Annotated in this window: 13 protein-coding genes and 1 pseudogene; 3 read left to right on the top strand and 11 right to left on the bottom strand. The window is 40.8% G+C overall.

The window, feature by feature from the left end; genetic code table 11:
* Nucleotides 1-55: 55 nt before the first annotated feature.
* On the bottom strand, nt 56-652 hold the full coding sequence (locus R7Q47_RS11370) for a tyrosine-type recombinase/integrase (RefSeq protein WP_065779147.1): 597 nt from the start codon (nt 650-652) through the stop codon (nt 56-58).
* A gap of 104 nt (nt 653-756) precedes the next feature.
* Between R7Q47_RS11370 and R7Q47_RS11365 the strand changes: the two genes are divergently transcribed.
* Nucleotides 757-1,242: a hypothetical protein gene (locus R7Q47_RS11365; RefSeq protein WP_065779146.1), complete on the top strand. Its 486-nt coding sequence runs from the start codon at nt 757-759 to the stop codon at nt 1,240-1,242.
* Nucleotides 1,243-1,371: 129 nt separating this feature from the next.
* Here R7Q47_RS11365 and R7Q47_RS11360 read toward each other — a convergent pair whose 3' ends face one another.
* Both R7Q47_RS11360 and R7Q47_RS11355 read right to left on the bottom strand, forming a co-directional pair.
* Nucleotides 1,372-2,334 carry a universal stress protein gene (locus R7Q47_RS11360; protein WP_004729347.1) on the bottom strand — a complete coding sequence of 321 codons (963 nt, stop codon included), beginning with the start codon at nt 2,332-2,334 and terminating at the stop codon, nt 1,372-1,374.
* A gap of 10 nt (nt 2,335-2,344) precedes the next feature.
* A complete protein-coding gene (locus R7Q47_RS11355; protein WP_237769432.1) occupies nt 2,345-4,015 on the bottom strand; it encodes a cation:proton antiporter in 1,671 nt (556 codons plus the stop codon).
* A gap of 485 nt (nt 4,016-4,500) precedes the next feature.
* Between R7Q47_RS11355 and R7Q47_RS11350 the strand changes: the two are divergent.
* Nucleotides 4,501-5,180: pseudogene (locus tag R7Q47_RS11350) on the top strand (IS5 family transposase); the annotation flags it as partial.
* 427 nt (nt 5,181-5,607) lie between these two features.
* Here the strand turns inward: R7Q47_RS11350 and R7Q47_RS11345 are convergent.
* The 8 genes from R7Q47_RS11345 to R7Q47_RS11310 form a co-directional block, all read right to left on the bottom strand.
* Nucleotides 5,608-6,429, bottom strand: a complete 822-nt coding sequence (locus tag R7Q47_RS11345) for a mechanosensitive ion channel family protein (RefSeq protein ID WP_065779143.1) — start codon at nt 6,427-6,429, stop codon at nt 5,608-5,610.
* Between the two features lie 81 nt (nt 6,430-6,510).
* Complete coding sequence (locus R7Q47_RS11340; RefSeq protein WP_039428122.1) at nt 6,511-7,479, bottom strand: calcium/sodium antiporter; 969 nt, start codon at nt 7,477-7,479, stop codon at nt 6,511-6,513.
* Nucleotides 7,480-7,491: 12 nt separating this feature from the next.
* Nucleotides 7,492-8,295 carry an undecaprenyl-diphosphate phosphatase gene (locus R7Q47_RS11335; protein ID WP_065779142.1) on the bottom strand — a complete coding sequence of 268 codons (804 nt, stop codon included), beginning with the start codon at nt 8,293-8,295 and terminating at the stop codon, nt 7,492-7,494.
* A gap of 474 nt (nt 8,296-8,769) precedes the next feature.
* On the bottom strand, nt 8,770-9,063 hold the full coding sequence (locus R7Q47_RS11330) for a hypothetical protein (RefSeq protein ID WP_065779141.1): 294 nt from the start codon (nt 9,061-9,063) through the stop codon (nt 8,770-8,772).
* Between the two features lie 542 nt (nt 9,064-9,605).
* The gene (locus tag R7Q47_RS11325) at nt 9,606-11,126 is read right to left on the bottom strand and encodes a cyclic diguanylate phosphodiesterase (protein WP_065779140.1); all 1,521 of its coding nucleotides are present in this window, start codon (nt 11,124-11,126) and stop codon (nt 9,606-9,608) included.
* A gap of 330 nt (nt 11,127-11,456) precedes the next feature.
* Entirely contained in the window at nt 11,457-11,759 is a 303-nt protein-coding gene (locus R7Q47_RS11320) for a hypothetical protein (RefSeq protein ID WP_031781024.1), read from the bottom strand.
* Between the two features lie 205 nt (nt 11,760-11,964).
* Complete coding sequence (locus tag R7Q47_RS11315; protein WP_017635745.1) at nt 11,965-12,903, bottom strand: alpha/beta hydrolase; 939 nt, start codon at nt 12,901-12,903, stop codon at nt 11,965-11,967.
* Nucleotides 12,904-12,975: 72 nt separating this feature from the next.
* Nucleotides 12,976-13,890: an alpha/beta hydrolase gene (locus R7Q47_RS11310; protein ID WP_017821078.1), complete on the bottom strand. Its 915-nt coding sequence runs from the start codon at nt 13,888-13,890 to the stop codon at nt 12,976-12,978.
* Nucleotides 13,891-14,018: 128 nt separating this feature from the next.
* Between R7Q47_RS11310 and R7Q47_RS11305 the strand changes: the two genes are divergently transcribed.
* A complete protein-coding gene (locus R7Q47_RS11305) occupies nt 14,019-14,948 on the top strand; it encodes a LysR family transcriptional regulator (RefSeq protein WP_213873957.1) in 930 nt (309 codons plus the stop codon).
* Nucleotides 14,949-15,039: the final 91 nt, after the last annotated feature.

The raw sequence follows: 15,039 nt of genomic DNA, 5'->3' as shown, positions 1-15,039 counted from the left end.
AAACGACTTTGGGGCACAGGCTTTCCAGAGGTATGAAAAGCCCGTATCAGTTCTTCTAGCAATCCGTTTGCTCTGAGAGTCTCAGAGCGTCTTCTAGTTCAACGCCAAGATATCTAATAGTGTTATCTAGCTTCGAATGACCAAGTAAGATCTGTACCGCCCTTATGTTTTTCGTTCTGGCATAGATCAGAGTAGCTTTAGTACGACGCATAGAATGCGTACCATAATAGGCTGCATTCAAACCAAGCTTTACAGCCCAGTTCCTGATAATCGTACGATAAAACGAATAGCTGATGGCTTGGCCTTTACGGCGACAGCTTGGAAATAGAAAACTACTTGCCTCTAGATGTGCTGAGTAAACCCACCGACTAATACTCTGTTGCGTTCTCGGAGTAATCTCATAGTGTACATCGGTACCTGTTTTTTGCTGGATGCATTGAACCCTCTCATATATCACGCCTTGCGAAGAAACATCATATACGTGCAGCTTTAGTAGATCACTCGCCCTCAACTTGCTATCAATGGCTAGGTTCAATAGTGCAAGCTGCATTAGGTCGTTTTCAAGCTCTAGCCTGGTTCTGATTCGCCAAATCTCTTCCAACTTGAATGGTCTTTTTATCCCGCTACATTTTCCTGAAGATAACTTTCTCATGTTGACCTCCTCTTAGGTGTTATTGGTCAACATAAAGTCTGGTCATAGACTACAACTGTTGCAGCAGTGTCGATCGCTGTCGGTCAGGGCGTGCAGGAACGACAATGGACAAAAATCATTTTCGCGCTTCAATCAAACCAAGCCAGTTGGCTGGCAAACTTAGTTATGAGCTTTTAGCTGAGAAATTACAGTTAGAACTTGGCCTAAAAAAGCCGCCATCACGTTTCACATTCACCAAGTATGATGAAATTAAGCATGCTTTTGATTTGAAGAAAGAGCAGCTAAGGCAAAAGAAATCAGAAGCTATCCAAGATGCCAAGTGTTTGTTCGAAAGTACTGACAAATTAAGTGATCTTATCTCTAATCTAGGGAATGATGACGTAGCGATTGCAGAATTAATCAAGCAAGTAGAAAAGCTTGAAAAAGAGAATGAAAGGCTTAATTCAGAAAATAAAAGGCTTAACTCTCAAAATGATATGTTGCTTGAAAGATTTGCGAGATGGCAATACAACCTTCAGAAAATGGATGGCGTCGATCTCAATAAGTTAGTTTCTACGTTAGATGATGGTCTACCAGCTAAGTCAAAATAAGGCGTATTTATACAACGAATTTGTACTAAGTCACTCCTGAAATAAATAATAATGCAGGATGGGGTTGATGCTTACATGATTATTACTGATATCATCAATCCTTATAGGTATAATAGAGTCTAAACCCATTTAATTAATAGTAATCGGGCTGACAAATCCTTTGGGCTTAATTGCTAGAACTGAGCATTTTAACTGACTCAGTATGTCTTCTGCTGTATTACCAATTAACAAGCCCGAAATGCCAGTCCTAGCCACAGTTCCCATGACTAATAGATCACAATGATTTTTTGTAGCGAATAATGGAAGTTGCTCTTCAGCGCTACCAAAAATTAAATGGGTCTGTATTGAAATCTGATTGTACATTTCTTCGCCGATATTGGTTTTCAATCGTTCCATCAATTCTTCCATTCGTTGTTTAGCATATTTATATTCATAATCTTTCATTTCTCTTTCAAGTTTTTCAGGCTGATCGGCCCAGTTACTTGCAATACGAAAATAGCGAGGATTATAGATATTAACTATATGAAGATGAGCAAAGTTCATTAACGCTATCTGACTGGCAAGAGAAGTGATCTCGTCGCTCAAAATATCATTATGTGTATCTTTAAATCTATCGAAATCAACAGCAGCGATAATTCTTTTAAACGTAAGTTTTTCTACATCGTTCACAAACATAATTGGGCAAGGACACTTTCGAAATAAATGCATATCCTTGCTCGTAAATATATGATCTAAAATATTTTTTTTAAAAGGTAATGAGATTAATAGGTCATGTTTTTCAGTAATCACTCTTTTTATAATTTCATTACAATGGTCACCTGCTAAAACTATAACTTCAAAGTTATAACAACCATCATAAGCAGATAGAGTTTTATGGAGAGCACTTAAACTATCACTAAGTATATGTTGCTGTAGATCTTTAGATATTGGACCACCTGGAGGCATTCCAATTCCAGCAGATATGATAGGCACTATACTAATAAACGTCAGCTTAGCTTGATTTGATTTAGCAATCTCAATAGATTTTAATATCAATTCTTTATTAGGGTTCTTATCATTAATAACAGACAGTATATTGTTGAACCTTTTCATAACTTTCACCTCAACACCCATTATTTTTGATTGATTTCTCTATCTTGATTGAAGCCTGCTGTGCAGCATCTTTAAAAGGCTCTAACACTAAATGGACGCCTAGTTTCTCAAGTAGTAGAGTATCAGCACTATTGTGGGAAACAATGGATACACTACCATGATAAGAGCATGCCCTTAACAACTGAACTATTGTTTTACGAGAATCTTCATAAGACAAGCCAGTATGATGATTAGGTATGGTTGAAATAACCCACTTCAAGCCTTGCAAAGGTAACTCTGCCAAAAACTCGGCATCAGCTGCATCTCCATAGAGACAATCCAACCCTTCACTATTCAATTTTTTTACTACACTAGGATTAAAATCAACACCTAAAACAGATATTCCTTTATTCCTCAACTGTCTGGATAAAGCTGTTCCAAAACGGCCTAGACCTAGAATAATAACATCGTATTTTAACTGATTATGCTTTTCTGACAGATTCTCTCGCTTAGGTTCCTTTTTCTCAAATATATATAAGTATGGTTCAAATATTTTATATAAACTATGAGAATAGGTTATCATATATGTGGAAAGTGCAATGGTAATGATACCAACCAAGGTAACAACACCCAAGATTTCATTTTTCACATGACCTAAAGTGATCCCCATTGCTATAAAAATTAGTGAAAACTCACTAATTTGAGCAACAGTAAGCCCAGCTAAAAAACCTGTTCTCTTTTTATAGCCCATTAATCCCATTATGATAATGACAATAAATGGATTACCAATTAGTACAAATAGAGATAAAATTATCGACTCATATACATTACTTCCTAACTGAGATAAATCTAATGTTGATCCCAGAGCAATAAAGAAAAACAACAATAAAAAATCCCTTAAAGGAGCTAGTCTTGCTGCTATGCTCTCTCGATAAGGAGTAGAAGCTAAAGCAATGCCAGCAAGTAATCCCCCCACTTCTTTTCCTAAACCTATTAATTCACCAGTGCTTGCAAATAAAGCTGCAAATGCAATTGAGAATATTAGTAATAACTCAGGGGCGTTTGCAAGTTTTTGAGTTAAAGGTGTGGCAATGAAACGTACAAAAATAGCAACAAAAAGAACTAATCCAATACATGCTAGAATAACTTGAGCTATAGATTTCGATTCTTCTCCATTCTCACTACCAATACCTATCGTAGCTAAAATGACCATTGAAAGAACAACAACTATATCTTGTACAATGAGGAAACCTAATGCTATTTGGCCATGTAAAGCATCTATTTCTTTTTTATCAGATAATAATTTTACTATTATAATCGTCGATGAAAAAGTTAACGCTACAGCAATATATAGGCTAGAAATGCTATCAAAACCTAATGCGAGACCGAGAAGATACCCCCCCAAAGATGTGAATATAACTTGACCTAATCCAGTAAATATGGATACTAAACCGATGGAGCGAATCAGTTTTATATCCAACTTAATCCCAACGAGAAATAATAATGTTGCGATTCCTAACTCAGATAAAAAATCAATTTTTTCTTTAGAGTGAACTATATCTAGTGCTGATGGTCCAGCTATTAAACCAACGACAATAAAGCTCACAATTAAAGGCTGTTTAAAAAGCAACCCTAAGAAGCCTATGCCCGAAGCTAAAATTAATAAAAAAGCCACTTCAATAAATGAAGAGTATGATAGCATCTCATTCAAAGACTTACTCCTTTTTATTTAACAATTCAAAGTTAAGCCTAGAGTAGCACAATTCACGTTTTCTAGGTGTGACAGTTGTAACCAAAAATGTACTCAAGGTATGGGTTTTGTGTGATGGACGCTTTGGCTAAAACCAGTTTACCAACAGTTGAAAAGACTATGTAACTAGAAAGATTTGGGGCACTTTGGTGCTAGAAAGTGCCGAATGAAACAGTTCTGGACAGAAATGTTTCAGCCCGAATAGGCTGAAACGAAGATGGACAAAAGTGAGTTTCGGAAATTAGAATATTAGCATTTCATGTATAATTTAAAGTATGGAAAAGTATCTTAACTCTTAGTCCAAATCTTCTGGTGCAGATTAATCAGTATTGATCCTACGTCTACAACTTAAGCATATATGGGCTTTGTTGCTTAAATCGATGGAACTAAATCAAGAAGCGACGATCTTGGCTACACCCACCAATCGTCGTAGCCTCATGCCTAAACCTCGTTATAAAACAACAAACTGGAAGCAGTACATAAAGCCTTAATTAACCGTGGTTCTCTGACTTTTTGGATTGATGAGGAAGCGATAGCCGAGTGGAAGCAAAACAAACAAGGCAATCGTTGTAGACCTCGCCGATTCAGCGACTTAGCCATTACTACCGCACTGATGGTGAAGCGCGTTTTCTCTATACCATTGAGATCGCTGCAAGGTTTTCTAGACTCAGTATTTAAGCTGGCTAACATCCCGCTTGTTTGCCCACACTACACCTGTATAAGCCACCGAGCTAAGGAAGTTGAGGTTTCATTTAAAACCAAAAACAGAGGAGCAATATAACATCTAGCCATTGATGCTACTGGCTTCAAGGTTTATGGCGAAGGCGAATGGAAGGTCAAAAAGCATGGTACTGATGGGAAGCGCAGAGTCTGGCGTAATCTACATTTAGCAGTAGATACCAACACCCACGAAATAGCCTCAGCAGAGCTGAGTTTATCTAACGTCACCGATGCCGAAGTTCTTCCCAACCTACTTAAGCAGACACCTCGTAAAATCATTGAGATATCAGGTGATGGTGCTTATGACACAAGACATTGCCATGATGCAATACGGGTCAAGCGAGCGGTTGCGCTCATCCCGCCAAGGGAAGGAGCAGCCTTCTGGGAGCAAGGGCATCATGAAGATTTTTCGTTCAGGTTAAAACCACCGACATTAATATGTAGTCTTCAAGAGAAACATCACACCATTCTATGAACCTTTTTAAGTCTGACTGTATGAGTAGTGAAGTTTACTTGTGGAGTCTTATTATTCCAGTCAGCTTAGTCATGCGTTTTAACTATAATACATGGCTTGATATTGTGAACGAGGATTGCATGAAAGAAATGAAGTGGCGCGTTTGGGGGCTGGAATTTGCTTGCATTTTGCTAGTAATAGCAACAGGAATATTTGCTTATTGGCTGTATCACTTTTTAGTTAACCATAATTGATACAAAAGCTTTGGTTAAACATACTCTCTGATCAGCGATGTTTTATGTTGGTTCAACCGATCTAGACTAGAAATTCTCAATCGGTCAAACCAAGGTATTTACGAATAGCCATTGTTTTAGCTGTTCGCTATAACGTGAATCTCTCTCTGTGGAAAGGGAATGGTTAAACCAGCGGCTTCAATTCTTGGTTTGACCTCCTTCTGAACAGACCAATAAGTCTCCCAGTATTTATCCGTTGGACACCAGGCGCGAAGTTGGAGGTTCACTGAACTGTCAGCCAGCATGTGGACAATCACTTTAGGCTCAGGATCTTTAAGAATGTGTGGCTGAGATAATGCCAGTTCTTTAAGCACATTCAATCCGACCTCGACTGAATCTTGGTAAGAGATGCCAACCGTGATATCCATACGACGTTTGCTGTTTCGACTAAAATTACGGATAGTTGAATTCCAAACGGCACTGTTCGGGCTGGAAATGTAGAGGCCATCCGCCGTCTTGAACACAGAAGTGAATAGGCCAATATCGACCACGCTACCAGAGTAGCTTCCGAATTCAACGAACTCGCCTTTTTTGATCGGTTTCAGAAATAAAATCATGATACCTGCGGCAATGTTGCTCAGTGTGTCTTTCAGAGCAAGGCCAATAGCTAAACCCGCAGCACCGACTAAGGCAACCAAGCTGGCGGTATTCACACCAAAGAGGTCTAAAACGATGACCAACGCGACTAAATAAACCGCATAAGAAGCCACTTGAGAAAGCAAGCGAGCGATAATTTCATCCCCACCGCTAACTTTCTCTGTCGCTTTAAATACCCCGTGATTGACGAGCTTAGATATCACAGAAGCCAAGATAAAAATAAAAATCGTCAAGAGTGCATTTTGCAAGATCTGCATAATAAGCGCCTGATGCGTATCGTAAAAACCCGTGATATGTTCCATGGTTACTCCTCTATCTCTTTTTGTATGGATTGATAATGGTTACTACGTGAATCAATAAGTTCACCGTTCAGTATTTGTCTATTACAGCGCTCCATAGATGAGATAACCATTGTACCCCAAATAACACAACAACAGAACAGCGCCTTCACTGCGAGAAATCGTCTGTGATTTGCCAAAACGAGCGGCGGTCAACAGCAGTAATCCCGTGACAAAAAGCATCGATGTCCAGTCACGCCAGAAGACTTCAGCACCAATATTGGCAATAGGTTCAATGGTACCAGCAATACCGATGACGGCTAAGGAGTTAAACATATTTGAGCCGACCACATTACCCACAGCTATATCATGCTCGCCTTTACGAGCTGCCACGATGGATGCTGCTAATTCGGGTAAGGACGTTCCTAAGGCAACAATAGTTAGGCCAATCAATAAATCGCTGACACCGAGTTGTTGTGCGATTTCCACCGCTCCCCACACCAAAATACGCGAGCTGATAATCAGTAACACTAACCCTGTAATCAGCCAGAAAATGGATGACTTCAGTGACATACTTTGGCTAGACAGTTCGTCGTCCATCTCTTGTTCTAAGTGGTCTCCCTTTGAGCGTAAGGCGCTCCAGATTGACCAACCAATCAAAAGCATGAATCCACCAATCAACGCCCAGGCTTCTAATGTGCTGATATGGTGATTCCACAGCATTGCGCCAATGACAAGCGTGACGACCAAAAGAATGGGAAGTTCTTTACGGATGATGCTTGAATGCACAGCAATCGGTGCAATGATCGCGGTTACACCGAGTATTAAGGTAATGTTGACAATGTTCGAACCGACGGCATTTCCAAGCGCCAGAGCAGGATTGCCATCCATAGCCGCCATAGCCGAAACCACCATTTCAGGTGCCGATGTACCGAATCCGACGACCAGCATACCAATCAATAAAGGTGGCATTCCTGCGTAGTTGGCACTAGCGGCTGCTCCTTCAACAAATTTATCTGCACTCCAGACAAGCAGTGCAAAGCCAGCGATAATCGCGAGTGAAGCTAATAGCATGTTTAATCCCTATTAAATAACGTAAAAGTATAGAATAACGGCCAAAATTAATCGGTAGATGACATAAGGCATCATCCCAAATTGATTCAGGAATTTGAGGAAGTAGTGGATCGCAAGTATTGCGGTGAGAAAAGATGTAACGCTACCCATTAAAAGTGCCAGCCAATCTACGGTTACCGAACTATCCATCGCTACTTCAGCGATTTTAGCTGCTGCCGCGAGAGCAGTAATCGGTATGGCAAGCAAAAAGGACAGGCGAGAGGCTGCTTGTCGATTAAATCCTAGTATCAATGCTGCGGTGATGGTTACACCTGAACGAGAGGTGCCAGGGATTAAGGCTAATGCTTGCGCACACCCGACAATCAGTACATCTCTCCAACCGAAAGATTCTAACTCTCTAACTTTTCGACCAAAGATATCGGCTAAGCCCAGCATCACGCCATAACCAACGGTTGTAAACAGAATAACTATAACAGAGCGAAGCTGGTCATCGATTAAGTCAAGAAGAAATAACCCAGCTAATGCCGCAGGAAAGGTTCCCCACAAAATCGCCCAACCTAAGCGACTGTGGGCAGAGAAATATTGACGATGAATGATCGACTTCCCCCATTCAGTGCTCAATAGAACAATATCTCGTCGAAAATAGACGAGTACGGCGAGCAGCGTACCGATATGAGTGGCGAGATCAAAGCTAACTCCCTGCTCGACTACACCAAGGAAGGTAGGCATTAAGATCAAATGAGCAGAGCTAGAAATGGGGAGAAACTCGGTGATCCCTTGCACAATCCCTAAAAACAAAGCGTACCATGCATCCACAGCAGGTTTCCTTTTGTCATTTCGGGCAGGCAAAAAACAAAAGCTAAATCGCGATCCTACCCGTATCGCGATTTAGCTTAAGTCTTGCCAGAACATGTCGAACGTGAATACCACAAGCGTGAGGCTTGGAGACTGTTGATATTCACTCCACTACTAATCGGTGGTGGAAGGCTACTCCCTTAAACGAGCGGAATTGTAACTAATAAATACAATTTATATCAAATGTTAAATGAATAAGTTGAAATAAGAAAAAGTTTGGGCTGATAGTATGTGTACGAGTTTTTGCTCTAACTAACAATACACAGTTTCACAATTCATCAGAGATAAGTTTTGTGAGGGCTACACATAGTACAGTTGACAGTAATGCGCTTTGCTGCAAAGAAGGAATGGGGCATTTTTGATTTTGACTGATTTGTGCAACAGGCTGTTGCACAATTGGGAAACGGCTTGTTTCACTAACAAGCGAGTCTGATTTTAGCCAACAGGTTGTTGACCAAATTTTTCATCTGGAAGGTCTTGCTCATCATCGAACATTACAATGCTTCGGCGATGCTCCTTTAGAGCAGATAATGCAACTTGAAAACAACTTTCACACATATCAAGGTGGTGATTAATACCGTCCATTTTTGACCCAAATCCCCAGTTAGCAGTCAGTTCACCAACTTCTTCTAACTGAACACCATTTGAATCGACCATCACGCTAGCACCACAGATATCACAATATCGATCAACAACGACCTCTATCGTTTTTTGTCCATAAACTTTCATTGTGAACTCCTGTCGCTGATAAGATTAATCATTACTTGGATGTTAGCCAGTACCAAATAACAACTAAGTAGTAGCTGAAAATTATAGCTGCCCCATAGGCAACTGAGCAATTAACAAGGTCACTGAGTTTTTATTGTTACTCAGCGAAGTATCCTTCTTATGTAGACATGTTAAACGTATTAGCAAAACTCAGTCATGAGGCAGAGCAACAGGGAACAGACTCAATTGACGCTGGCACACAACGGGGCAGAGGTGATTTACGAAACAACTTGTTTAGCAATTGTACAAGACCCTCTTGCAAAATTTGATACTAGAGTTTGTCCAACAGCCTGTTGGACAATTGGGTAACGGCTTACTTCATCAAAAAGCGGTCCTGAATTTAGCCATGTAGGAGTAGTTGCAAATTCTGCAACTACTGAGGATTCTTCGGTAGTTGCTTAATGAGCAATGTGCATGTTTTGCAAATTAGCTAGTTCTATAGCCAAAACGACGCGCTCTGAAACGGTTTGGGATAGAAATCTTTCGGCCAAAACTAGCTGAAATTATAAATGAATAGCTTTTAATGTCCCAACGAACTGATCTAAGCTCAGTGGCTTATGGAAAAGGTAACCCTGTAAGTACTGAACACCTTTAAGTCTCAATGCCTCGGCTTGTTTTCTCGTTTCCACTCCTTCTGCCACTACATCGACATTCAAGCGATTTGCTAGATCTATCATATTGTCAATCAGACTGACACTAAGAGCATCGTCTGGATACCTGTCCACAAACCGTTTGTCGATTTTCAAACCACCAATGTTTAGCTCCAGTATGTTCTCAAATGAGGAATACCCAGTGCCAAAATCATCAATAACGACAAGAACTCCCATATCATGCAACTGCCTAATCGTAGCAATCGTTTCTGGTGTGTAGGAGACAATTTGCCTTTCGGTCAACTCCAACACAACCTTGATGGTTCTTAGCTTCGAGCACTTTCGAAACTTCGCTACAGAGTTAAGTAATCCTTGTGCATGAGGCTTGGTCAGTTGAATAGGACTAATGTTGAATGCCAGATGAAACTCAGGAGATACTGAATAATAGTGCTTGAGGAAAAACTCATAGGTTTTATCCATAAGCTGAGTACTCATTGGCACAATCAGTCCAGATTTTTCGGCAATGGGAATAAAGTCATCTGGACTTATCAACGATGATTTGTAATTCCAACGCATGAGTATTTCACAACCTGCGAGCACCCCATTTGAATCGGTAATCCCTTGAGCATAGGGCTCAAATTCCCCTTTTTTCAATCCCTTTCTTAATGCTTGTACAACTTCTCTTTTTGAATCATAGAAGAAATAGAACACACTGATTGCAGAAGAAAAAAGCAACAAGATCAATAGTGACCAAACATCTGACTTCAAGAAGTAGAAAAACATCTTCTGATAGTCGTAGCTAGTACTGATGGAATACGGGAAAGCTCTCGACTCGATGTACAAGGTGTCAGGCTTTTCAGTTGTCATTAATTGGCCGTCATCATTAACCCAACCAGTGCTAGTGTTAATATGGAAAGGCGTTTCCATCTCCAGAATTTTTACAATACCAAGTAAGATGAACCCATGAAGTGAAGCGGCAACCGCAAGATCATCATTACCCGATTTGATAACGACGATGGTTTTCCCTGGTACTACAATGTTTGAAGTGATGATATTGAAATTCATAAACGAGCTAGACGGACGGATGCCCCCAATGTTGGGCTCATAAGTTGAGCACACAACAGTGCCATTTTTTAAAACATTGAGGCTTTGAATACTGGGAACGGCGATTATCGCATTAGCTAATACTCTAGCATCTGTGGAGCAATCCCCTGTGATGTGACTTAGCACATTATCGACAGTCTCTGTCGCTGTTTCAAATTGCCCATCAAGGACTTCAAGGGACAAGAGCAGTCGAGACGTGGTGTCTGACTTATAGTTTTGTACTGATTGATAATATAAAACGGCATAGGTAAAGAGTACCAAACCGATAAATAAGTAGAAGCTATGGAAGAGTTTTATCCTTCTAAACGGCCTTTTATTATTCAGAGTCACATCCCCTTTGCTAACAACTTTACTCTGTTTTTCATAAAGTTGTTTTCCTCACCCTACATGAAATAATTATAGAAGCTAATAGAGAACATAGTACTGTCAGTAGCACGTATTAACCACCAGAGATCTCATTTCAAAGTTCAATCTATTACAAAAAGTATGTCGATATTTTGCTCATCTAAGAAAGTTATTATCTTTGGATAAAACACTTCGGGGCAAAGATAAGTTTGGCAGAGAAAACCCAAGCTTAGTCTTCAGGCTTTATATCAAAACTCATAAAATGAAGCTTTGGATGCCTAAAACAACCCTAACTCACTTCAATTGCTGCCCGCACTAACACTTTTGTTTTGTATCGTAACTGATTTGCTTACTGACGTTCTTTAGTTGCACTCCTACCTTATTAAAGGCCTTTTGAATAGTTGTGGAAACATGCTGGCGGCCCTCTCCTTCAAAAAAGTTAGCTCGATCTTGCTTCGTTTCGAATACGCAGACTATTTCTAAACTTTGTGGAAAAGAAGAGAATTTGACGGTATGAGTCACCCAAAGAAAGCCATCGTAACCTTTTAGCGTATCTTCACAAACTTCGGTCAACACTTCTCTAATTAGATTCTCGACCTTCTTATCTGATTTGCGCATAAATTAAACTTCATTCCTATCTAACGCCTTTAATTAGGTTTCAGTGTACATTGTCTTAAACAGTATTTGGCAGTGGTATTTAGTCAATAGCCTGTAGATGAGGTTATTCGCACGAAGATTTACCGACCTACTCGCTTCGAACTACATCTTACGCTGTTAAAAATAAGCGCTTTGCAACTCTACAAAACGCTTCTAACTTATTAGATTATTTTAAGTGTGTTTCAAGGAATGCAGAAACCTTGTCCATTGCAATGCCGACTGCTTCTGGATGGTCATACAGTTCATAGTGAGACCAATTTTCCAAATTAACCAGCTGTCGGTCTTTTGATTGAACAGAGCGGCCATAAATTTCCTGCCCATCACGATAAGCACCAAACGCCCCGACTTTTTGCCCTACCACGGCCATAACAGGCTGAGTCAATAACGTTTCGGCAAATGCAAAGGCATCCCAGCTCAGTGTTTTCTGTGCATGTGAAAACAGCATACGAGTTGCACCACCTTCGGTTTGTCCACGTGATGTTTTGTAGTATTCAGTAGCTTCGAACACGTCTCGTTCTGTTAATCCATTTTCTTTTGCAAATTCAATATTTGGAGGAAGAAGTTCATCGATTTTCAGCTCCGAGCCGCGAGCTTCGGCTGTTCTCTGTGCAGCCATAGCCTCAAGATTGGCGATAGGGTCGTACATACTAAAGCCTTCACGGAACAAGCGGCCTAAGTTAACAGGCGTAATACCTACGACAGCTTTCAAGCGCTTTTCGGTTAGGGCTGAATTGATCATGTAACCACCACCGCCGCAGATACCGAGTCCACCAATTCTATTCTCATCGACATATGGTAAAGTTACTGCATAGTCGATAACGCGACTGATATCTTCAACACGTTGACTTGGGTCTTCTACGTAGCGAGGCAATCCCCCCGATTCTCCTTGGAAGCTCGCGTCAAATGCGATCACGACGTAACCTAACTCAGCAAGGGCTTTACCATAGACAGCGCTGGATGTTTGTTCTTTACAACTACCAAAAGGATGAACACTTATCATTGTTGGGTAGCGTTTCGATTCATTGAAGCCTTCTGGGAATAAAATTAATGCAGACATATCCCAAGACATATCAGCATTTCTAAAAGTGATTTTTTGCATATTCATAATCAATACCTTAAGAGTAAAAAGCCTTGAGAGCAGAAAGGCTCGAAGCAATTGAGCCTTTCATCGGGAATATTAAAGAGTGCGTTGGAAGAAAGATGCGAGTTGGGATACTGCGTCATCGACGTATTCGGCAACATCATAAAGCGACATATGGTTTGCACCATCAATGGCATACAAGGTTTTATCTGAACTCGCTGCACGTTCTATCAGGTCATCACTCATCCATTTGCTGCCTGCGTCACTACCAACGACAGCAAGAATTGGCTGAGTTAGGAATGCTTCCGCTTTGTGGTACGCATCGTAAGTAATGATCTGGTTTAAGTTACGAGTTAGAGCAAAACCCGGCGCATTTGGATGTTCACAACGTGGTGTGTGGTAATACTCCCAAGCTTCGCGTAGCTCTGCATTTGAGGCATCTTCTTCACGCATCGGAGCTAGAGGAATAGTCGCGAATTCTGTACCATTCGTGTCGGTTGTGCGAGCATTCGAACCAAATTCTAAGTAACCAACAGCGTCAGCATCGTTAACCGAATTATCCCAACCATTACGGAACATTTGGCCAATGTTTACGGCACTAACCATACCCAGTGCTTTGATTCGACGATCATTGATCGCTGCATTTGCACTATAGCCCGCACCAGCACAAATCCCCATTGCGCCAATTTTATCGTTATCGACGTACTCTAACGTTGTCAGATAGTCGACGACTGCGCTCACGTCTTCAGTACTCGTGTAAGGGTTTTCCATTTGGCGAGGCTCACCTGTACTTTCACCTTGATACGAACGGTCAAACGCAATGGCAATTATGCCGCTTTTTGCAAGTTTACTCGCATATAGGCCTGCGGTTTGCTCTTTTACGCCACCACCTGGGTGTGAAACAACAACCGCCGCATATTGTTTACTTGCATCAAAATCTGTAGGGAAGTTGATAACCGCTGAAATCTCAATACCTTGACCATTGAGATTTTTGAAAGTGACTTTAGACATAGCGACATTCTCCATTAGAAGTTAACTGTTCATCTCAGGCTGACCTAAGCTTCGATGTAATATTAGTCAACACACTGTTTCGGATAAATATCGTTTTATCTACATGACTGTTTAGTTATACTTAACAAATGAGAATAGAACCTTCTTTAATTTCATCACTGACGTGGTTTGCACATATTGCTCGCCATCGTAGTTTCACTAAAGCAGCCTTAGAAATGGGGGTAACCCGTGCTGCCTTATCACAACACCTAAAAGCGTTAGAACAACAGCTACAAGTTCGGTTAATTAATCGAACCACCAGAAGTATGTCGCTGACGGAAGAAGGCCAACGTCTGCTTGATATTTTGCAACCTTCATTGGTGAACATTGAGCAGGTCGTTAACGAATTGAACGACTCTCATCTTGAGCCTTCGGGATTAATCCGTATCAGTGTATCAAGAACCGCTGCTCGGCTGCTTATTGAGCCCTATCTAGGTGAGTTCCTCTCTCGTTATCCTAAAATACGCCTAGAGCTAATTATGGATGATGGGTTTTCTAACATCGTCGCAGAAGGCGTTGACGCTGGCATTCGCTTAGGATTAAGCTTAGATGAACATATGGTTGCGATCCCTATTACTCCGCCGTTAACAACGGCAATAGTGGGCTCTCCTGAATACTTTAGGCAAAATGGACTACCTCAAACTCCTGAGGATTTAGAAGATCACAATTGCCTTGCTTATCGTTTTACCTCTAGCGGAACAATTGATCATTGGTCGCTAACCTCTCCAGATGTTGCAAAGCGCACCCTCGTTTTCGAGCCTAAAGGTAATGCTATTTTTAATGATGACTATAGTATGTTACAAGCTGCAATACAGGGTGTGGGTTTAGTGAAGCATATTGATTTATGGGTGGAAAAGCACATAGATGAGGGAAGATTGACCCGAGTTCTGACACCTTGGTGCAAAGAGTTTCCAGGGTTTTATTTATATATACCTTCACGAGAGCATATGCCGAAAAAAATCCGCGTCTTGATGGATTTTTTAATCAAAAAGCGCGAAGCTCTGAAACTCAAAGAGTAATTGCCAAATTGCTTTAAGTAAATTACCACCTTCTAAAGAAGGTGGCTTTGTGTGAGCCCCCTAAAAGGGGGCCTTTGTTTAGTCCAGCGCC

This window comes from Vibrio sp. Vb0349, from assembly GCF_033338975.1.
The sequence above is the reverse complement of the archived record's forward strand: the minus strand, read 5'-3'. Positions and strand labels throughout refer to the sequence as shown.

What these genes read in the sequence shown, in the direction of transcription:
- R7Q47_RS11370 (WP_065779147.1), bottom strand. Translation starts at nt 652, where the DNA reads ATGAGAAAGTTATCTTCAGGAAAATGTAGCGGGATAAAAAGACCATTC.
- R7Q47_RS11365 (WP_065779146.1), top strand. Translation starts at nt 757, where the DNA reads ATGGACAAAAATCATTTTCGCGCTTCAATCAAACCAAGCCAGTTGGCT.
- R7Q47_RS11360 (WP_004729347.1), bottom strand. Translation starts at nt 2,334, where the DNA reads ATGAAAAGGTTCAACAATATACTGTCTGTTATTAATGATAAGAACCCT.
- R7Q47_RS11355 (WP_237769432.1), bottom strand. Translation starts at nt 4,015, where the DNA reads ATGCTATCATACTCTTCATTTATTGAAGTGGCTTTTTTATTAATTTTA.
- R7Q47_RS11345 (WP_065779143.1), bottom strand. Translation starts at nt 6,429, where the DNA reads ATGGAACATATCACGGGTTTTTACGATACGCATCAGGCGCTTATTATG.
- R7Q47_RS11340 (WP_039428122.1), bottom strand. Translation starts at nt 7,479, where the DNA reads ATGCTATTAGCTTCACTCGCGATTATCGCTGGCTTTGCACTGCTTGTC.
- R7Q47_RS11330 (WP_065779141.1), bottom strand. Translation starts at nt 9,063, where the DNA reads ATGAAAGTTTATGGACAAAAAACGATAGAGGTCGTTGTTGATCGATAT.
- R7Q47_RS11320 (WP_031781024.1), bottom strand. Translation starts at nt 11,759, where the DNA reads ATGCGCAAATCAGATAAGAAGGTCGAGAATCTAATTAGAGAAGTGTTG.
- R7Q47_RS11315 (WP_017635745.1), bottom strand. Translation starts at nt 12,903, where the DNA reads ATGAATATGCAAAAAATCACTTTTAGAAATGCTGATATGTCTTGGGAT.
- R7Q47_RS11310 (WP_017821078.1), bottom strand. Translation starts at nt 13,890, where the DNA reads ATGTCTAAAGTCACTTTCAAAAATCTCAATGGTCAAGGTATTGAGATT.
- R7Q47_RS11305 (WP_213873957.1), top strand. Translation starts at nt 14,019, where the DNA reads ATGAGAATAGAACCTTCTTTAATTTCATCACTGACGTGGTTTGCACAT.